The 19,856-nt window shown below is 66.8% G+C and carries 15 protein-coding genes and 1 pseudogene; 1 reads left to right on the forward strand and 15 read right to left on the reverse strand.

Annotated features, from left to right (window positions below; all coding sequences use genetic code 11):
* Positions 1 to 122: 122 nt before the first annotated feature.
* The 10 genes from G3N93_RS14890 to G3N93_RS14935 form a co-directional block, all read right to left on the reverse strand.
* Positions 123 to 1,289, reverse strand: a complete 1,167-nt coding sequence (locus G3N93_RS14890; protein ID WP_206133365.1) for a glycosyltransferase family 4 protein — start codon at positions 1,287 to 1,289, stop codon at positions 123 to 125.
* Positions 1,289 to 2,473 carry a glycosyltransferase family 4 protein gene (locus G3N93_RS14895; RefSeq protein ID WP_206133366.1) on the reverse strand — a complete coding sequence of 395 codons (1,185 nt, stop codon included), beginning with the start codon at positions 2,471 to 2,473 and terminating at the stop codon, positions 1,289 to 1,291. Before G3N93_RS14895 ends, G3N93_RS14890 begins: the two co-directional genes overlap by 1 nt.
* Complete coding sequence (locus tag G3N93_RS14900; RefSeq protein WP_174938704.1) at positions 2,470 to 3,936, reverse strand: O-antigen ligase; 1,467 nt, start codon at positions 3,934 to 3,936, stop codon at positions 2,470 to 2,472. The genes G3N93_RS14895 and G3N93_RS14900 overlap by 4 nt, the downstream gene beginning before the upstream one ends.
* A 10-nt stretch (positions 3,937 to 3,946) precedes the next feature.
* Complete coding sequence (locus G3N93_RS14905; RefSeq protein ID WP_206133367.1) at positions 3,947 to 5,083, reverse strand: glycosyltransferase family 4 protein; 1,137 nt, start codon at positions 5,081 to 5,083, stop codon at positions 3,947 to 3,949.
* A gap of 49 nt (positions 5,084 to 5,132) precedes the next feature.
* Positions 5,133 to 6,092, reverse strand: a complete 960-nt coding sequence (locus G3N93_RS14910) for a glycosyltransferase family 2 protein (RefSeq protein WP_206133368.1) — start codon at positions 6,090 to 6,092, stop codon at positions 5,133 to 5,135.
* Between the two features lie 64 nt (positions 6,093 to 6,156).
* The gene (locus G3N93_RS14915; protein ID WP_174938710.1) at positions 6,157 to 8,382 is read right to left on the reverse strand and encodes a polysaccharide biosynthesis tyrosine autokinase; all 2,226 of its coding nucleotides are present in this window, start codon (positions 8,380 to 8,382) and stop codon (positions 6,157 to 6,159) included.
* 50 nt (positions 8,383 to 8,432) lie between these two features.
* On the reverse strand, positions 8,433 to 9,611 hold the full coding sequence (locus tag G3N93_RS14920) for a polysaccharide biosynthesis/export family protein (protein WP_174938989.1): 1,179 nt from the start codon (positions 9,609 to 9,611) through the stop codon (positions 8,433 to 8,435).
* Complete coding sequence (locus G3N93_RS14925; protein ID WP_069251044.1) at positions 9,605 to 10,048, reverse strand: low molecular weight protein-tyrosine-phosphatase; 444 nt, start codon at positions 10,046 to 10,048, stop codon at positions 9,605 to 9,607. The genes G3N93_RS14920 and G3N93_RS14925 overlap by 7 nt, the downstream gene beginning before the upstream one ends.
* 30 nt (positions 10,049 to 10,078) lie before the next feature.
* Entirely contained in the window at positions 10,079 to 11,491 is a 1,413-nt protein-coding gene (locus G3N93_RS14930) for a UDP-glucose/GDP-mannose dehydrogenase family protein (protein ID WP_174944583.1), read from the reverse strand.
* 73 nt (positions 11,492 to 11,564) lie between these two features.
* Positions 11,565 to 12,938 (reverse strand): undecaprenyl-phosphate glucose phosphotransferase, encoded by a 1,374-nt coding sequence (locus tag G3N93_RS14935; protein ID WP_206133369.1) that lies wholly within the window; start codon positions 12,936 to 12,938, stop codon positions 11,565 to 11,567.
* A 428-nt stretch (positions 12,939 to 13,366) separates the two neighbouring features.
* Between G3N93_RS14935 and G3N93_RS14940 the strand changes: the two genes are divergently transcribed.
* Positions 13,367 to 14,893 (forward strand): mannose-1-phosphate guanylyltransferase/mannose-6-phosphate isomerase, encoded by a 1,527-nt coding sequence (locus G3N93_RS14940; RefSeq protein ID WP_174938716.1) that lies wholly within the window; start codon positions 13,367 to 13,369, stop codon positions 14,891 to 14,893.
* 122 nt (positions 14,894 to 15,015) lie between these two features.
* Here the strand turns inward: G3N93_RS14940 and G3N93_RS14945 are convergent, their stop codons facing one another.
* The 5 genes and pseudogenes from G3N93_RS14945 to G3N93_RS14965 all read right to left on the reverse strand — a co-directional run.
* Positions 15,016 to 15,957: a transposase gene (locus tag G3N93_RS14945; protein WP_174938991.1), complete on the reverse strand. Its 942-nt coding sequence runs from the start codon at positions 15,955 to 15,957 to the stop codon at positions 15,016 to 15,018.
* Between the two features lie 723 nt (positions 15,958 to 16,680).
* Complete coding sequence (locus G3N93_RS14950; protein ID WP_206133370.1) at positions 16,681 to 17,262, reverse strand: DUF3501 family protein; 582 nt, start codon at positions 17,260 to 17,262, stop codon at positions 16,681 to 16,683.
* A gap of 31 nt (positions 17,263 to 17,293) precedes the next feature.
* Positions 17,294 to 18,631: a heterodisulfide reductase-related iron-sulfur binding cluster gene (locus tag G3N93_RS14955; protein WP_206133371.1), complete on the reverse strand. Its 1,338-nt coding sequence runs from the start codon at positions 18,629 to 18,631 to the stop codon at positions 17,294 to 17,296.
* 123 nt (positions 18,632 to 18,754) lie between these two features.
* Positions 18,755 to 19,177, reverse strand: a complete 423-nt coding sequence (locus G3N93_RS14960; protein ID WP_011355874.1) for a rubrerythrin family protein — start codon at positions 19,175 to 19,177, stop codon at positions 18,755 to 18,757.
* A gap of 482 nt (positions 19,178 to 19,659) precedes the next feature.
* Positions 19,660 to 19,856: pseudogene (locus tag G3N93_RS14965) on the reverse strand (RNA polymerase subunit sigma-24); the annotation flags it as partial.

The raw sequence follows: 19,856 nt of genomic DNA on the forward strand, positions 1-19,856 counted from the left end.
TCGCCGCGTATCGGATGGAGAAAACCGGCTCGCCCTCTACGGGCGGCCGGTACGCGAACCGGCCACGCACGCGTGCCGGTTCGACTGTCGGTTCGGCGCGCAGGTTGCGCACCGCGGCGCACTCAGCCTGCCGCCTGGATCGCCTCTTCGTACACGCCGGCAACGCGCCGCGCGATCACCGAGTTGTCGAAATGATCACGTGCATAGCGCTTGCATGCGGCCTCGTCGGGCAACGTGATCGCGCCCGACAGCGCGCCACCGAGCCCTTCCGCGATCGCGTCCGCGCCCGTGGACGGCAGCACGAGATCGTCGGACAGCCCGGCAACCGCCTCCGGCAGCCCGCCGACCGGCGTGACCAGCACGGGCGTGCCGGACGCGAGCGATTCGACCGTGATCAGCCCGAAGCCTTCGAGCGCGACCGTCGGCACGACGCTGACCGTCGCCGCGCGGTACAGCGCCGCGAGATGGTTGTCGGGCACGAAGCCGAGCAGTTTCACGTTGTCCTGCAGCCCGGCCTCGTCGATGCGCTGCTGCAGTTCCTCGCCGATCTTGCCCTTGCCGGCGATCAGCAGCAGCACGTCCGGGTGACGGTGCTTGAGGAGGCCGATCGCATCGATCAGGTCCTCCAGCCCCATGCGCCGCACGAGCCGGCGCACGGCCAGCACGATCGGCCGGTCCTGCGGCAGTTGCAGCTTGTGCCGCGCCTCGGCCGGTGTGAGCGGCGTATCGAACTGCGCGGTATCGACGCAGCCGGGAATCACACGCACGCGCGACGGATCGATCCCGTAGCGGTTCGTCAGGATCTGGCCGAACGCCTGCGACAGCACGATCAACCGCGACGAACGCGTATAGACGGCCTGCTCAAGATAGCGCTTCGCGCGCTGGCCGAGGGACGCGGCGCCCTCGACCTGGCTTTCGTCGGCCCACGGCCCCTGGAAGTGCGACACCTGCGGAATCCCGCGTGTGACGTCGAGGCCCGGGAACGTGTACAGCGCGAAGTGCGACGAGATCACGTCCGGCCGCTCGCTGCGGATCTCCTCGCGCAGCGCACGCCGCGCGGCGAGCATCCGGCGCGCGAGCGACTCCGATGCGGGGCCGAAGCCCTGGATCGCACCGTCCGTGTCGTCGGCAACCTTCGGCGAGCCGGCAACGAGCCCGCGCACCTCGACGCCCGCGCCCGGCAGCGCGCCGACGAGCGAGTAGTACATCCGGTCGAGGCCGCCCGCGCGTTCGGGGAACCAGTGCATGCCGATTTGCAACGATTTGATCGGCCGGGAAGATTGGGACATCACGTTTGCTCCTGCGTGACTGCATGCTCGGCCCGCTCGAAAGCGGACGGCTGCGTGGGTTGGCCGATGCGCCGGTAGAGCGCGACATACTGGGCGCCCATGTGCGCCCAGCCGAAACGGGTCATCAGTTCGCGGGCGGCTTCGCCCATCGCGCGACAGGTGTCGCGCGACGCCGCGAGCGAGCCGATCGCCTGCGCGAGCGCCGCCGGATCGTCCGGATCCTCCAGCACGATCCCGCATTCGCGCGTGATGATTTCCGCACCGCCCGCCGTGCGCGCGGTGACGACCGGCAGCCCGGCCGCCATCGCCTCGAGCAGCGACAGGCTCATCGCTTCGTAGCGCGACGGAAACACGTAGGCGTCGACCGAGCGCATCAGCGTCGGCATGTTTTTCACGAGACCGAGGAAATGCACGCGCGAATCGATGCCGAGCGCGCGCGCCTCCTCCGGATACGGGCTGCCAGGAAGATAGCCGGCCACCGCCAGATGCACGTTCGCCGGCAGCTTCGTCAGCGCCTTCAGCACCGTGCCGAGGTTCTTGCGCGGCGTGCGCAGGTCGCCGACGAACAGCAGCAGGAATGCATCGTCCGGCAGCTTGAACGCCGCGCGGTCGGCCTGTGCGCCCGCGAACGCGCTGGCGTCGACACCGTTGTAGATCACGCTGATCTTGCGGCTGTCGATGCCGAGCCCGGCGATCTCGTCGGCCACCTTCTGCGAGACGGCCGTGATCGCGCGCGACCGCTTGTACGCCCAGCGTTCGAGCGTGGTGTTCACGCGCGTATAGACGTACTGGTAAGCCGACCACAGCCCCTTCGTCGGCCCGAACGGATAGTACGGACTCTTGAACCAGCCGCCATGCACGAAGTGTGCGGTATTCACGTCGGCCTTGATCCACGAAATGAAGCCGTTCACGTGCAGCACGTCGTATTCGCTGTGGTGCGCGCGCAGCCAGGCCGCGCTCTTCAGCGCGAACACCTGCTGCTTGACGAGGTTCGACGGCCAGAAGCCGCCGACCTTCACCGGCACCCAGCGCACGCGCGGGTCGGCCAGCAGCTCGGGCGCGACGTGCGACGCGACCAGCGTGACCTCGTAGTTCTCGGCCAGCGCCGCGCGCGCGATTTCGTAATTGACGCGGCCCTGCCCGTCGTTATGTCGCACGACGTGCGTGACGATCGCGATTCTCAATGGTCGCCTCCCCGTAAACGCGCGGCGGCCAGCAGGCGTTGTGCCTTTTGCCAGTGCGCCGCGGAAAGAATCGAAAAAATGGCTGTGAACATCAGCAGGCCGCCCGTGCCGATCAGCGAGTTCGTGAACACGAGCATCGCGAAGGTCGACAGGCACAGGCTCAGGCACGCGCCGACGAATTTGTCCTTGCGCAGCTTGAACGCCGCGCGCAGCGTGCGGCCGAACAGCATCACGACGCCCGCGAGATACAGCAGCGTGCCGGGCCAGCCGAGCACGAACGGCACGTTCATCACGCCGCTGTCGAAGCTGCCGTACTTGCCGAGCTCGCCGCTGTCGCTCGACAGCTTCGTGGATGCGCCCGTCGCGCCCATCCCTTCGCCGGCGACGTCGGTGAACGCCGTCTGCGCGAAGGTGGCGTAGAACTTGTTGCGGTCGTCGTAGCTGCGGTCGTCCTTCAGGTTCGTGATCGACTGCAGACGCGCGCCGAGCCGATCGGCCACCGGCCCGACGGTCAGCAGCGGCACGCACAGCCCGACCAGCACGACACCGCTGATCAGGATCCGCATCCGCACACGGTTGTTCGACTGCGCGAGCTGGATCGCGAGCGCGATCACCCAGCCGCCCCACGTCGAGCGCACGAGACACAGCGCGAACGATACGAAGCCGGCCGCGCCGGCGAACCAGCGGATCTTCTGCGGCGCCGCGAGCACGAACACCAGCGCGCCCATCATCGCGAACGCGAACGGCCCCGACGAGTTCATCGTGCTGAACACGCGCACGCCGTACGGCACCGGCTCGCCCTGCGAGCCCATGTCGGAACCGATCATCCACAGCACGTCCCACTGCGGCATCACGAAGTACTGCACGACGCCGTACACGCCCATCACGAGCATGCCCCACATGAACGTGGACAGCAGCACGTCGCGGTACTCGGGGTAGTCGCGCGCGTTGACCATGATGTGAAAGCCGATCAGCACCGGGTACACCCAGTTCGCCAGGTCGTAGGTCGCGGCCATCACGCCGCTCGACACGATCCCGACGAGGTACGCATAGGCGAGCCCGAACAGCATCAGCAGGATCGGAATCCCGCGCCGCTGCGCGAGCACGCGGTAATGCCGGATCAGCCCGAGGCCGGCGATCATCGTCACCGCGAGCGGCGCGACCTGGATCAGGCTCGTCGGCGTGAACGCGCCCTTCGACCAGTCGGCGAGACGCCGCACTTCCGGGCTCAGGAACCAGACCCACCACATGAAGCCGACATAGCGCGCCGGACTCTTGAAATACAGCCAGATGCCGACCGCGATGGCCAGCACCGGAAACGCGAGCGTCAGCACCTTGCCCTGGTGAATGGCGATCAGCGCGGCTGTGAACGTCCACAGCCCGGCCTGCCCGACCCAGTGCTTCGGCTCGGGAAGCCAGTTGCGTTTGCGCGACGGTGCGCGTTCGGCGGTAATCGTACTCATCGATCCGCTCTCACCGCGACGACGGGCGCGAATCCGCGAGCGGCATCGCCAGGCCCGCGGCTGCCGGCGTCCGGCGCCGGCGCAGCATGTCGCGCGTGATCCGCACGTGCTGCTCGGCGAACGCCTGCGTGGTCAGGTCGCGATCGCGCAGGCACGCGGAGGCGGCCCGCGCGCAGCCCAGCGCGGCGACCGGATCGGCGACGAAGCGATCGGCGGCCTGACGCATCGCCTGTGCGTCGAACGCCGGTACATAGGCGGCCGTATCGTGCGGAAAGTAGTCGCTGAGCCCGCCGACATCCGACACGATCATCGGCTTGCCGACGGCGGCCGCCTCGAGCATTACCGTGATGCCCGACGCATGGAAGTTCGGCCGCAGCGGCACGACGATCACGTCGGCCCACGCGTACAGCTCGTGCTGCTTCGCGAGCCCCGATGCCGAGCCGATCTTCACGTTCGGCGCATGCCACTCGCGCGGCACGCGGCGGCGCGTCGCGAGCCGCACGTCGTAGCGCTCGTCGCCGCCGAACGCGGCGAGGAACGTGCGCCAGTCGCGGTCGCGGTCGTTGCCGATCGCCGCGATCCGCAACGGCCGGTTCGGTTGCCATTGCTGCGGCTCGGTGATCGGAAAATCCTGCGTGTTCAGCCCGTAGTAGACGAACTCGGCGTCGCGCCCGAGATAACGGCGGCACAGGTCGGCGTTGTCGCGGGCCAGCGTGGTCAGCGCGTCGGCGCGCGCGATCAGCTTGCGGTACAGCCAGCGGCGCGGGCCGCCGAAGCTGCCCCACTTGTCGAACAGCCACACGCTCTGCGCGAGCAGCAGCGGGCGCTTGCCCTGTGCACCGGCGAGCTTCAGGATCAGCGAGGCCGCAAGGTGCTCCTGCTCCGTGTGCGTCCAGATCACGTCGGTGTTCAGCAGCGCGGCACGGTTGCGCCACGCATGCACGACGTCGAAGCCGAGCGCCGCCTTCAGCGCGCGGCGCGTGAGGCTGGCGACGCGGCTCTCGCCGCCGTCCTGCGAATAGGTCAGCCGGAATTCGTCGGATTCGGCGTGGTGATAACCGTACAGGCAGCCGATGTTCTCGCCTTTCCGGTAGGTACGCGGATCGGCGCCGTAAAACAGGTGAACGTGGACCTTGGTTGCAGTCATTCGAGCCCTCCTCCGGGTTCGGCCGCGCGGCGTTGCGCGCGCAGCGCGTTCAAGACGTCACCGGCGGCATCGCCGCACGATGGGGGGCAAGGTTCGCGCGGCGGGCGTCGCGCGCGCCGCGGCGCACCGCGCGCCAGTGCTCGCGGATCCGCTCGCGCTTCGCCGTATGCAGCGACAGCAGCACGTGCGCGAGGCCCGGGTAGACGCGCGTACCGACCAGCGTCCACCACCACCACGCGATCTCGCGCCGGACCGGCGGCAGATGCTCGCGCAGGATCAGGTGCAGGTTGTACGCGCCGTTGCTGATCGCATTCAGCGACGCGGCATCGCGCCGGTCGTCGTCGAAGCGCTCGGCCGGGAAATGATCGACCGCGATCGCCGGGTCGTAGACGAGCTTCCAGCCGTCGCGCTGCACGTGCATGCTGAAACCCATGTCGTTGTGCACCTGCGCACCGGCCCCGCGCAGCCGCGTGTCGAAGCGCAGCCGCTCGATCGCGGCGCGGCGGTAGCTCATGTTCGCGCCTTTCAGCATGTCGACTTCGCGCAGGCCGCCGACGCCGAGATGATGGTTGCCGACGATCTTGCCGGACAGCGTGAGCTGGCCGACGAGCTCGCGCGATTCGTCGAGCACGCGGCCCTTCTCGTGCACCCAGTCGCGCCCGCCGACCGCGCCCACGCGCGGATCGGCTTCGAACGCCGACTCGACGCGCGCGAGCCAGTCGGGATGCGGCGCCGCGTCGTCGTCGGTGATCGCGACGATGTCGCCGTTCGCCGAGTCGAGCCCCTTGTTCAGCGCGGCGACCTGGCCCGGCACGTCGACCGGCACGATGCGCAGCGGCAGCGCGCCGCCGACCGCCGGATCGGCAAGCCGTTCGTGCGTGGCGTCATCCTCCGGGCGCGCGACGACGATCACCTCGTCGGGCAGCCGATGCTGCCGCTGCAGCGCCAGCAGGCAGCGCGCGAGGTCGGCGGGACGCCGATAGGTCGGAACGAGCACGGAAATTTTCATCGTTGGTTCTCCTGTCGGCCGGGCGGGCAACACACGCTGCCCGCCCGGTTACGTGCGATGCGGATCAGGCGCTCAGGTATTCGTGCACGGCCGCATAGCCGCGGCCGTAGCCGCGCGCCTTCGGCGGCACGCCGTTGAAGATCCCGCCTTCCAGATCGACGCCCGCGGTGCGCAGGCGCTTGATCGCGTCGGCGATCTCGCCTTCGGTATGCATGCCCGAGCGCAGCACGAGGAACGTCGAGCCGGCCATGCGGCCGATGATGGTTGCGTCGGTCACCGCCAGCACCGGCGGCGAATCGATCAGCACGACGTCGTAGCGCTTGCCGAGCCCTTCCAGGTATTGCGGCAGGCGCGTCGACATCAGCAGTTCCGACGGGTTCGGCGGGCGCGTACCGGCCGAGATGAACGACAGGCCCTGCACCGGCGTCTCGCGCACCGCGTCCTCGAGCGCCGACTGGTCGCTCAGCAGCTCGGATAGGCCCGGCTGCGACGTGAGGCCGAAGTAGCGATCGAGCAGGCCGCGGCGCATGTCGGCGTCGATCAGCAGCACGCGCTTGCCCGAATGCGCGAGCAGCACCGCGAGGTTGACCGTCAGGAAGCTCTTGCCGATGCCGGGCGTCGGGCCCGTCAGCACGATCACGCGGTTCTTCGCATCCATCATCGCGAACTGCATCGCGGTGCGCAGGCTGCGCAGGCTCTCGACGCTGAGATCCTTCGGACGCAGGCTCGCAAGAATCGGCCGCGCACGGCTGCCGCCCTTCTCGGCCTGCGCGTCGAGCTTCACCTGCTCGGCGCTTTGCGGCACCAGCCCGTACAGCGGCAGGTTGAACGCGCGCTCGATGCGGTCGGGATCCTCGATGCCCTGGAACATGTTGCGGCGCAGGAACACGACGCCCGTGCCGAGGATCAGCCCGAGGAACACCGCGGCCGACAGGATCAGCACCTTCTTCGGCTTGACCGGATCGCCCGGACGCAGCGCCGAATCGATGAGGTGGATGTTGCCGCCCGTGCCGGCCTTCTGCACCGACAGCTCCTGCACGCGGTTCAGCAGCAGCACGTAGATGTCTTCGGCAACCTTCGCGTCACGCTGCAACTGGACGGCCTTCACTTCGGTGGCCGGCAGGCTGCGGAAGCGGTTGCTGAACTTGTCCTTCTCGCCCTGCAGCTCCGCGAGCTGCTGCTTCGCGGCGATCACCATCGGGTGCGAATCGGTGAAGCGCTGCGCGAGCGACGCGAGCTGCAGGCGCTGCGCGGCGATCTGCTGCTCGTACTGCACGCTGCCCTCGAGGTAGACCTTCGCCTCGTCGCTCGCGTTGATCGAGCCCGACGTGCGCTGGTACTGCGTCAGCGCGGCTTCCGCGCGTTCGAGGTCGGCCTTCAGGCGCGGCTCCTCGCCCTTCAGGAAGTCGAGCATCTTGGTCGCTTCGGCCTGCTTCGCGACCACGTGCTGGTTCAGGTACGACTGCGCGAGCGCGTTCGCGATCGCGGCGGTCTGGTCCGGGTCCTTGCCTTCGAGCGAGATCTGCACGACGCCCGTCTGCTTGCCCTGCTCGGTCACCTGGATGCCGGTCTGGAAGCCGCTGATCGCGTCGAGATCGTTGTAGCGGACCACCGTGAACTGCGTGCCGGGGCGCGCGACGAGCTTCGACACGAGCAGCGTCACGCCGCCGCCCTGCGCCGATTCGCCGACATGACCCGACAGCAGCCGCATGCCGTTCTGGTCGACGATCGAATAGGTGCCGTTCGGGCCGGCCGTCAGCGTCAGCTTCTTGCCTTCGAGCGCGGGCACGACGTTGATCGAATCGACGTCGGCGACTTCGCCGCCCCAGGCGTACGACTTCAGGCCGAGCCACGGCCGCGCCGGTTCGCCCGGCGACGCGATGCGCGCGGCGAGGCTGCCGATCACCGGCAGCGTCTTCGGCACGACCGAGAAGTTCAGCTTGAACTGCTCGACCACCGGCGCGACCACGCCGCGGCTCTTGATGATCTCGATTTCCGCATCGGTCGGCGCCTGCTGCGGGCCGCTGTTGATCATCGCGCCCGTCTGCGTCTGCGTGAGCGCCTGCGACGTGTTGTCGTTGCCCTCGACCCGCACGTGCACGTCGGCCTGGTAGACCGGCTTCGCGATGTAGCAGTAGAGGCCGGCGAGCGCCACGACCGTGACCGCGATGCCGAGCAGCAGCCAGATGTCGTCCATGATCACCTGGAGCAACTGGCCGAGGACGACGTCCTCTTCCTCGGTTTTCGCGGACAGATCCGCGTAGGAGTGTTTCGCTTGCGTGTTCACCATTCGTTCCCGCTTGAGTGGTGCCGGGGCGGAGGCGCCGCCCCGGCGGGCTATCAGCGCGTGATTTGCCGCATGTAGAAGATCGTCTGGATCGTCGGCAGCACCTGCTGCAGCACACGGTTGAACTGCACCGAGCTGGCCGTGCTGACGTAGACGACGTCGAGCGGTTGAAGCGGGAAGCGGCTCGACAGCATCAGCGCATCCGGCTGCGTCATGTCGAGACGGAACACTTCAGGCTTCGTCGGGTTGTCGCGCATCCCGCGCATCACGTAGATCTTGCGCGGGTTCGCGTCGGTGTCGAGGATGCCGCCGCCCGCGGTCAGCGCGTCGGCGATGGTCAGCCTGCCCTTGAGCATCGGCACCGTGACCGGCGTCTTGACCTCGCCCATGATGAACACGCGGCTGTCGCTGCGGTCCGGCACGTTGACGATGTCGCCCGGCTGCAGCATCACGTTCTGCTTCACTTCGCCGCGATCGAGCACGCCGTTCGCGTCGAGCGTGTAGAGCTTGCCGTCGCGCGTCAGGCGCACGCGCTGCAGGTCGGCCTCGTTGGTCGAGCCGCCCGAGCGCGAGATCGCGTCGACGAGCGTCAGCGGCACGTCGCTCACCGCGAGCGGGCCCGGCTGCTTCACCTCGCCCGTCACCTGCACCTTCTGGCTTCGGAACGACAGCACGCGCACGTCGAGCTGCGGATTCTTCACGTAGCGCGACAGCGTGGTGGCCATCTGCTCGCGGATCTGCGCGACGGTCTTGCCGGCCACCTTGATGCGGCCGACGAACGGGAAGAAGATCGTGCCGTCGGCGGCCACTGTCTGGCCGTACGGATCGGCCTGGCCCGGCAGCGCGGTCGTATACGGCTGCTGCAGCGCACCCGCGACCGTCTGCGTCGTGTTGCCGCCGCTCGAGAACGACTGGCCCTGCGGCGTCGTCAGCTCGGGGTGGTCCCACACGGTGACGCCGAGGATGTCCTGCGGGCCGACGCGATACACGTACTCCGACGGATCGGTATAACGTCCGGGCGGCAGCGGATGATCGACCTGCGCTTTCTGCAGCTGGTCCATCACCACTTTGGCGTCGATGTAATGAACCGGATAGGTTTCAGCCGCTTGCTGGCGGCCTTCGTCCTTCAGGTTCGACGAGTCGAGGTAGTTGCCGGGCGCGGTTGCACAGGCTGACAGGAAAGTCGTCAGCGCGACGGCAAGCGCCACCGGGCGCATCGGGCGTTTCAGCATAGTTTCTGTAGCCATCCTTGAACCAGACGTTCGATCAGTGAGTAGCTCTCGCGGTAATCGGCCTCGGGGCCGCCGTGCGGATCGGCAATCTCGGCCCCTTCCCACTTGCCGAGCAGGTGGACCTTGCCGCGCGCGAACGGATCGACCGATTCGACGGCCTTGATCTGTTCACGCTCGCTGACGAGAATCAGGTCGGCGTCGCGCACGATCCGGCGCGACAGCCGCCGCGAGCGGTGGGTCGTCGCATCGACGCCCCGCTCGGCGAGCAGCTGACGCATCATCGGATCGATGCCGTCGCCGTCGTTCGCATGCACGCCCGCCGAGTGGAACGTCGGGCGCGGGCCGCCGCGCGACGCGGCGTGCGACTTGAACAGCATTTCCGCTGCCGGGCTGCGGCAGACGTTCGCGTGGCAGACGATCAGGATGTTCCGGAACATGGCGTCTCGTTACGAGTGACGGGAAACGGGTTACGCGCTCGCGGGCGCGGTGCCCGGTACACGGGCGGCGACAGCCTGGCGCGAGCCCGGCCGGCCGATCGGGTGATACTCGATGCCCTGCTCGCTCATCGTCTCCGGCTCGTACAGGTTGCGGCCGTCGAAGATCACCGGCGATTTCCACAAGCGGCCGAGCGCGACGAAATCGGGGCTCTTGAAGATCTTCCATTCGGTGACGATCACGAGCGCGTCGGCATCGCGGGCGGCCTGCGCCTCGTCGTCGACGAAGCTCAGGCGTTCGAGCCAGCTCGGGTGATCGGCGAGATCGAGCGCGATCACGCGGCGCGCTTCCTGCTGCGCGACCGGGTCGTACGCAGCGATGCGCGCCCCGCGCGACAGCAGCTCGGCGATCAGCTCGCGGCTCGGCGCTTCACGCATGTCGTCGGTGTTCGGCTTAAACGCGAGACCCCAGATGGCGAACGTGCGGCCGGTCAGGTCCTCGCCGAAGCGCGCGACGATCTTCTCGGCGAGCACGCGCTTTTGCGTGGCGTTGACCGACGACACCGCCTTCAGGATCTGCAGTGCCTGGCCGTGCTCGTCGGCCGTGCGGATCAGCGCCTCGACGTCCTTCGGGAAGCACGAGCCGCCGTAGCCGCAGCCGGCGTACAGGAAGTGATAGCCGATGCGCGGATCGGAGCCGATCCCGCGGCGCACGGCCTCGATGTCCGCGCCGAAGCGGTCAGCGAGGTTCGCCAGTTCGTTCATGAACGAGATGCGGGTCGCGAGCATCGCGTTCGCCGCGTATTTCGTGAATTCGGCCGAGCGCACGTCCATGTACAGCGTGCGTTCGTGGTTGCGGTTGAACGGCGCGTAGAGCTTCTTCATCAGCTCGCGGGCACGCTCGCCCGGCACATCGTCGTCGCAGCCGATCACGATGCGGTCCGGCCGCGTGAAATCGTCCACCGCCGCGCCTTCCTTCAGGAATTCCGGATTCGACACGACCGAGAACATCTGGTCGCCGCCGCGCTTCGCGAGCTCTTCCGCCACGGCCGCGCGCACGCGCTCGGCCGTACCGACCGGCACCGTCGACTTGTCGACGATCACCTTGAAGCCCGTCATGTAGCGGCCGATGTTGCGTGCGGCCGCGAGCACGTATTGCAGGTCGGCCGAACCGTCCTCGTCCGGCGGCGTGCCGACCGCGATGAACTGCACGTCGCCGTGCGCGACCGCGGCCTCGATATCGGTCGAGAAGCGCAGGCGGCCGGCCGAGCGGTTGCGCGCGATCACTTCCTTGAGGCCCGGTTCGTGGATTGGCACGCCGCCGTTGTTCAGGACGTCGATCTTTGCCTGGTCGACGTCGAGACAGAACACGTCGTGCCCGATGTCGGCGAGACACGCGCCGGTGACAAGACCTACGTAACCGCTGCCGATGATAGTCAGATTCATGATGTGTCGGACCTCTTGACCAATGATTCGAAATTCGTAAAACCGGAATGCCTGCGTGGCGCGATCTCGGTGCTCAGTACGCGTTGCTGCCGGTGAAGCCTTTCCAGAGCGTCAGCACGACGATCTTGATGTCGAGCCAGAACGACCAGTTCTGCATGTAGTACAGATCGAGCTTCACGCGTCCCATCATCTTCTCGATCTGGTCGGTCTCGCCGCGAAAGCCGTTGATCTGCGCCCACCCGGTGATGCCCGGCTTGATCCGGTAGCGGAACATGTAGCCCTTGACCAGATCCTTGTAGATGTCGTCGTGCGCGAGCGCATGCGGGCGCGGGCCGACGACCGACATCTCGCCCTTCAGCACGTTGATGAACTGCGGCAGCTCGTCGAGGCTCGTGCGGCGCAGGAACCGGCCGACCGGCGTCACGCGCGAATCGTTCTTCTTCGCCTGCGTGACCTGCCCCGCCACTTCCTGGTGCACCTTCATCGAGCGGAACTTGTAGATCTCGAACTCGTGCCCGTCGATGCCCTTGCGCTTCTGGCGGAAGAACACCGGCCCGCGCGACGTCAGCTTGATCAGGCACGCGATCAGCAGCATCACCGGTGCGAGGCCCGTCAACGCGAACAGCGCAAACGCCCGGTCGAACACGAACTTCGGCAGGATCCGCACGTCGGTGATCGGCGACGCCGCGAGGTTGATCGCCGGCACGCCGAGCACCTCGACCACTTCCTGGTTGAAGAACGACAGCGTGCGCACGTCCGGGATGAAGCGGATATTCACGAAGTCGTGGCGGAACACCGTCACGATCTGGTGAATCCGGCGCTCTTCCGTGATCGGCAGCGTGAGCCACAGCTCGCTGATCGCGCGGCTGCGCACCAGCCACACCAGCGATTCGAACTGCCGCTCGATGCGCACGTCGTCGAGCGCGACTTCGCCCGGCGCTTCGCTTTCGTCGTACACGCACACCGGGTTGAAACCGGCTTCCGGCCGCGCCCGCATCTGGGCGATCAGCCGCCGCGCCGCCGGCGTCCCGCCGACGATCGCGACCGCCTTCAGGTTGTAGCCGCCGCGGCGCAGTTGGCGCAGCACGACGTGCACGCAGGCCTTCGAACCGACCAGCAGCGCCATCGTCGCGAGCGCCCAGTAACCCAGCCACAGCCGCGACAGGTCGCCCGACTGATGAAAGCTGAAGCTCAGCAGGATGCCCGCGAGCTCGACCACCAGCCACGCGAACGCAACCCGCCCCACCAGACCGACGAGACGCTTGCCGCGCCACGACTGGTAGATACCGAACGCGGGAAAGCACACGACGACGAGCAGGCAATCGAACAGCATCATCGTGCGCTGCAGGTCGTTGAGCCAGATGCTGCCACCGTGCAGCGCGGCGGCGATCAGCGCCCCCGTCACGACCATCGCGATATCGATGACTCTCGCCAGCACGCTCAACATGTCTGCTTCCTCTCTGAACAGGCGTTTGCCGAACAGCTCCTTGTGCGACCCGTGCCGCACATTCGATTCAAACGTTGCATGACGCTATTGAAGCGACAAGAAAATTCCTCCTCAAGCGCACAAGTATTTCGAAAAATAATCGGAAATTCTTGCCGCGAAGTTTTTGAATTAAATCGGCACGTTTTCCCGAAATGCCCGGAAATCGAGAATTTTTCGGAAGCTTTACGATTTCCGCTCACCCTTTGCTGGTGGTCAAGACCAGCCGATTCACCGATTTATTTTTTACTTTTTTATTTGCATCGGATGCTAGCGAGGAAAATTCTTCCCGATGAATGCCTGGCGAATATCAGGCAATGGGCCCGGTTTTATTGTCGATTTACTTCGTGCTACAACGACAGGCATTGACTTCAACCGTGGAGAGTGTCCTCATGAATGCTCCGGCCGTGGCTGCCGAAACGCGCCATTCTTCTTCCGTCACCCCCGCCGCCGGCACGCGGGTCGCCGTGCAACCGGTGATTCTCGCCGGCGGGTCCGGCACGCGCCTGTGGCCGATGTCGCGCGAACGTTTTCCGAAACAGCTGATCGGCCTGCTCGGCGAACATTCGCTGCTGCAGTCGACCGCGCTGCGCCTCGACGGCCTGGCGGCCGATCATCCGCTGAACGACGACGTGCTGATCGTATGCGGCGAGGATCACCGCTTCACCACCGCCGAACAGCTGCGCCTGACCGGCAAATCGGCGTCGATCATGCTCGAGCCGATCGGCCGCGACACCGCGCCAGCGCTGACGCTCGCCGCGTTGCGGCTGGTCGCCGGCGGCAACGATGCGGTGATGACCGTGATGCCGGCCGACCATGCGGTCGCCGACCTGCCGCGCTTCCACGCAGCCGTCGCGGCCGGCGTGCACTGCGCGATGCAAGGCAAGATCGCGACGATGGGCATCGTGCCCAAGCATGCGGAAACCGGCTACGGCTACATCCGCGTCGGCGCGCCGCTCGGCGACGCCGCGACGGGCAAACTCGACGTGCGCCGCCTCGACCGTTTCGTCGAGAAACCACATCTCGAACTCGCTCAGCAGTACGTCGCATCCGGCGAATACTGGTGGAACAGCGGCATCTTCATCGTGCGCGCCTCGGTCTGGCTGAAGGCGATCCGCCAGCTCGAACCAGCGATCTACGCGGCCTGCGAACAGGCCGTCGCCCAGGGCAAGGCCGATGGCGATTTCTTCCGCATCGATCGCGAGGCCTTCGCCGCGTCGCCGTCGAACTCGATCGACTACGCGGTGATGGAGCCGCTCGCGAACCTTCCTCAACTGTGCGAAAGCGTCGTCGTGCCGCTCGACGCGGGCTGGTCGGACGTCGGCTCGTGGGACGCGATCTGGCAGATCTCGCCGAAGGACGAGGCCGACAACGTCAGCCGCGGCCATGTGCTGTTCGAAGGCGCCGAATCGACGTTCGCGCATTCGGAAAGCCGGCTCGTCGCCTGCGTCGGCACGCAGAACCTCGTCGTCGTCGAAACGCCCGACGCCGTGCTCGTCGCGGACAAGTCGCGCGTGCAGGACGTGAAGAAAATCGTCGGGCGCATCAAGGCGCAACGCGGCGCGGAAGCGACCGATCACCGCAAGGTGCATCGCCCGTGGGGCCACTACGACTCGGTCGACATGGGCGAGCGCTTCCAGGTGAAGCGCATCGTCGTGAAGCCAGGCGCGCAACTGTCGCTGCAGATGCACCACCACCGCGCCGAACACTGGATCGTCGTGCGCGGCACCGCGCGCATCACGCGCGGCGACGAAACCTTCCTGCTGTCCGAAAACGAATCGACGTACATCCCGCTCGGCGTGTCGCACCGCCTGGAGAACCCGGGCAAGATGCCGCTCGAGCTGATCGAAGTACAGTCGGGCGCGTATCTCGGCGAGGACGACATCGTCCGCTTCGACGATACCTACGGCCGGCGGTAACGCACGTGCACATGGGGCGCCGCTTCGACAGCGGCGCCCCAGGCAAGGCAAGCATGGAAAGACGGGACTTCCGCGCGGGCGTCGTGGCACACGACGGCCCGCGCGTTTCGGCGGGCCGGCGATCAGCCGACGCGGTACACGTACTCGCGGCGCTCCGGCTGCACCGGATCGTTGCGGCTTTCGGACAGCGCGCTCGCATGACGCTCGGCGATGAAGCGCTGGATGTCCGACTCGGCACGCGCGAGCGCGGACAGGCCGGCCAGCACCTCGCCTTGCGGCTCGCGCGCCGGTTCGTCGCTCGCGCCATGGCGATCGATCCACTGGCGCGCCCAGTCGAGCGCGAACTGTTCGGCTTCCTCCGCATCGGTGAAGCGCGGGCCGATCAGGCCCGAGCGCTCGACGCGCCGGTCGTCCTGCGAAATCTCGGCCCACGCGCGATACATCAGGTTCTGCACGGGCTGCGCGATGCCGCAGATCGTATAGCCGCGATATCCGTCGACTTGCGGTTCGGCCGCGGCGAAGCTCGCCGACGACGCATGCGCATGGCGCAGCTCGGTCGACGGCGCACCGGGCACCGCGAACGACACGGCCGACGGATCGACCACTTCGTCGACCGGCATCGCGCTCAACGACGCGCCCTCGCCCTCCCAAACGTTTGCCTGAGCGACCGGCAATTGCCACGATTCGGGGTTTTGCCAGAACACGCCGCGCAAGCGATCGTTGTCGGGCACGGGCTCGGCACGGCGCGCGGGCACGACCGGCACCGGCGGCGGCGGAATATACGCGAACGTGCGCCCGCTGAACTGGGTCAGCACGTCGATCATCTGCAGCAGCGTGCCGGACGCCAGCCACTCCTCGTAACGGCGACGGCACGTCGGCCCGGACGGATAACGACCGGGCAACTTCGACCAGGCTTCACCGGTCGTCAGGATCCAGAGCACCGCGTTGGCAACGACGCGCGGTTCGGCTCGTGGACGCCCACGACGGTTCAGCCGGATGGGTTCATCGGCGATCAGCGTTGAAAGACGAAACCACTCTTCATCGTTAAGCTCATCGAAGAACATAGTAGATCTCTCCACGCAGCCAGGCCGGGGCTGCGATTGGCGGCGCCGTCGCGACACATCGCGTCGCGGGGCGGCCAGGTTGCACATTATGGTTATCCGGTGTTGTGCATGCCGGTGCAGCACCGCACTTTCACGGTGCCGCCATTCCCGGCAATGACGCACAAATCACGGTCTCACTCCAATGTGGGAATTTTTGTGCACGAAGCATACCATCCCTAGGGTTTATCTCAATATGACAATGACTTAATGTTACGCACTGAAACAACCTGCCATGGATGCGTAATGTATTTACGCTTGAATTTTTTTGCGAGATCTTTATGCCCGCTGCTGCAAAGCCCCGTCTGGCGGTGCTCTGCAGCGTATGAAGAATACCTTTTTATGGGCATTTTCGGGCCGCTCCGACCCTTGCCGGCAACAATCCCGCGCATTGCTTCCCGACATCGGTAAATCAGGGAAAAAAGCGTAACGAGATATTCACGAATCGGTAAATCATTCAAATTCCGCCGATTTTAATTATCCCCGTGCACAATCTTTTTATTGTTTCTCTGCGAGTGATGAAAGCACGGTGACGCGCGATGCACATTTTTCGCCACGCGCAAACTCGTGACGCCTGTTACATCTTCGCGGCGACAGGTGAGCGATCGCGCCGCATCGGGAACGGAAATCCCGTTTCGGGTCGGAACGGAAAAAGCAAACCGGTGGGCAGGACGCGCAGCGGACGCGTCAGCGCAGATCGCCGGCCAGCGAGACGGTCACGTCCGCATCCACGCGCTGCGGCGGCATCGTGTAGGCCGGGTGATCGCAGCCGATCGACAGTGCCGCCCCGCTCTTGAGCGCCGCCCGCATCGGCGCATCGAGCTCGAAGCGCACGAAGTGCACGGCCGACGTCTTCTCGGCGGTGTCGCGGTCGAGATCCTCGTCGGCGATCGCGTAGACGTTCGCATGCCCGTCGACCTGCAGGTACACGCGATCCTCGACACCGATCAGCCGCGCGAGCGCCGCACGCCGCTCGATCTCGTGCTCATACTCGATCTGCATCGTCGCCTTCAGGTTCGTGCCGTCGGGCACGAGCGGCAGATATGCGTCCAGCTCGCCTTCGATGCCGGCCTGGTCGAAGATCTTCTCGATGTGCAGCATCTCCTGGATCTGATAGCGGATCGTCGTTTCGTCCTCGAACAGGAAGCGCAGGTGATTGCCGAGCGCCACCGCGCGGCGGCGCTTGTACGCAACGAGCCGCGCGTGTTCGGACTTGCGGATCTTCGCGTACGCTTCGAGCGTCAGCAGGGAGTCGCGGGTCAACGTCATGGGAGGTCCTCGTGGGTCGGCCGGCGGCGGCTCAGATGCCGTACGCGCGGCGCAGCAGCGTGAGCGGATGCGCGAGCGGCGCGGACGGCAGCCCCTTGTCGTCGATGCCCTGCACGATGTGATGGCCGGCCAGCGCGCAGTCCGACGACACGAAATCCGGCTGCGGCTCGGCCATCGCCTTGAACACGGGCCCGCCGATCCGCATCGCGTCCGCGTGAAACTCCTTCTTCACGCCGAACGTGCCCGCATGGCCCGAGCAGCGCTCGACGACGTTCACGCGCGTATCGGGCACGAGCGACAGCGCGTCGGCCGTCTTGCGGCCGATGTTCTGCACGCGCGCGTGGCACGGCACGTGATACGACACGGTGCCGAGGCCCGTCTTGAAATCGGTCTTCAGCAGTCCGTCGCGATGCCGCGCGATCACGTATTCGAACGGATCCCAGAATGCTTCGGCCACCGCGCGCACCGCTTCGTCGCCGGGGAACATCAGCGGCAGCTCGCTCTTGTACATCAGCACGCAGCTCGGGATCGCGCCGATCAGCGCATAGCCTTCGCGTGCATAGCGTTCGAGCACGGGCAGGTTCACGTCCTTCTTCGCGGCCACGCCGGCGAGATTGCCCTGCTCGAGCAGCGGCATCCCGCAGCAGGCTTCGCGCGTGACGAGTTCGTACGGGATGTCGTTATGCGCGAGGATCGCGAGCAGGTCATGGCCGATGCCGGGCTCGTTGAAATTCACGTAGCAGGTTGCGTAGATCGCGACCTTGCCGGGCGTGCGTTCGCCGTCGCGCACCGGCAAGCCGTCCGAGGGCTTCGCCGTGCGCCGGAACTTGCGCGGCGCGAATTCCGGCAGCCAGGCGTTGCGATCGACGCCGAGCGTCGCCTCGAGCGCGTGGCGCGCGGGCGGCGTGCGGTTCACCGCGTTCACCGCCTGCGTGACGATCGGAATGCCGGCGAAGTGGCCGAGCGCGTCGGTGTTCGACAGCACCTTGTCGCGCAGCGTCGCTTCGCCGCGCTTGTAGCGCGCGGCCTTGCCGCGCAGCATCAGGTGTGGAAAGTCGACGTTCCATGCATGTGGCGGCACGTACGGACACTTCGTCATGTAGCAGAGGTCGCACAGGTAGCACTGGTCGACGACCTTGCCGAACGCTTCCTTCGGCACCTCATCGATATCGCCCATCGGCGTGTCGTCGACCAGATCGAACAGCGTCGGAAACGCGCCGCACAACGACACGCAGCGCCGGCATCCGGCGCAGATGTCGAACACGCGCGTCATTTCCGCATCGATCGCGGCCTGGTCGTAGAACGCGTCGGACTGCCAGTCGAGCGGATGCCGGGTCGGGGCTTCGAGACTGCCTTCCTTGTGGGGCATGGGGCGCTCCATCCAGCATGGCGCGCATGCGCGCCAGCGCCGCCCGCGCGATGCGGGCAGCGATGAACGAACAGCCGGCCGCTTGCCGGTCGCACGGCCTGCCGTGCGGCCCGCGGCGGCCCGTCAGTCGACGAGACTGTCCAGCGCCTTCGTATAGCGGTTCGCGTGGCTGCGTTCAGCCTTCGCGAGCGTCTCGAACCAGTTCGCGATTTCGTCGAAGCCCTCGTCGCGCGCCGCCTTCGCCATGCCCGGATACATGTCGGTGTATTCGTGCGTTTCGCCGGCGATCGCCGATTCGAGATTCTGCCGCGATGAGCCGAACGGCAAGCCCGTCGCCGGATCGCCGACGGCTTCCAGGTATTCGAGATGGCCGTGCGCATGGCCGGTTTCGCCTTCGGCGGTCGAGCGGAACAGCGCGGCGACGTCGTTCTGGCCTTCGACGTCAGCCTTCGAAGCGAAATACAGATAACGCCGGTTCGCCTGCGATTCGCCCGCGAATGCGGCCTTCAGGTTCTCTTCGGTTTTGCTGCCCTTGAGTTGAGCCATTTGCGCCTCCGTTCGAGTCGGCGCGGCCGCGTGCCAAGCCGGGCCGATCAGGTATGTGGGGAACGATGCGTGTGCCGGGCGCGCGCATCGTGACCTTCAATCTAGGCGCTCGCGTTCGCATCCCCCAATAGGCTTTTTCAATCCGGGCGATAGTGCTTGGCGGGATGTGGGGCGCGGTGGCGCGGTGGCACGGTGGCAGGCACGCACCGCGCTTGGTGCTTGGTGCTTGGTGCTTGGTGCTTGGTGCTTGGTGCTTGGTGCTTGGTGCTTGGTACGCGGTACGCGGTACGCGGTGCTCGGTGCTCGGTGCTCGGTGCTCGGTGCTCGGTGCTCGGTGCTCGGTGCTCGGTGCTCGGTGCTCGGTGCTCGGTGCTCGGTGCTCGGCGCTCGGTGCGGGGTGCGCGGGGCGCGGTGCTCGGTGCGCGGTGGCCGGTGCGCGGTGCGCGGTGCGCGTGGCCCGGCGCCCGCGCGGGGTGCGCGGGTCACGCGTCCGTCGCGCGCCGGAGGAGCAATTGGCGTTCGCGCGCGTTGCGCGTCAGTTCCGCCGCGCGGCGGAATTCGGTTTTCGCCTCATCGACGCGGCGCAGCTTCGCCAGCAGGTCGCCGCGCACGCTCGGCAGCCAGTGATAGCGCGCGAGCGCGGGATCGTCGCGCAGCGCGTCGACGAGTTCGAGCGCCG

Origin of the sequence: Burkholderia sp. Se-20378, assembly GCF_017104665.1 — a bacterium.
Lineage (GTDB): Bacteria > Pseudomonadota > Gammaproteobacteria > Burkholderiales > Burkholderiaceae > Burkholderia > Burkholderia lata.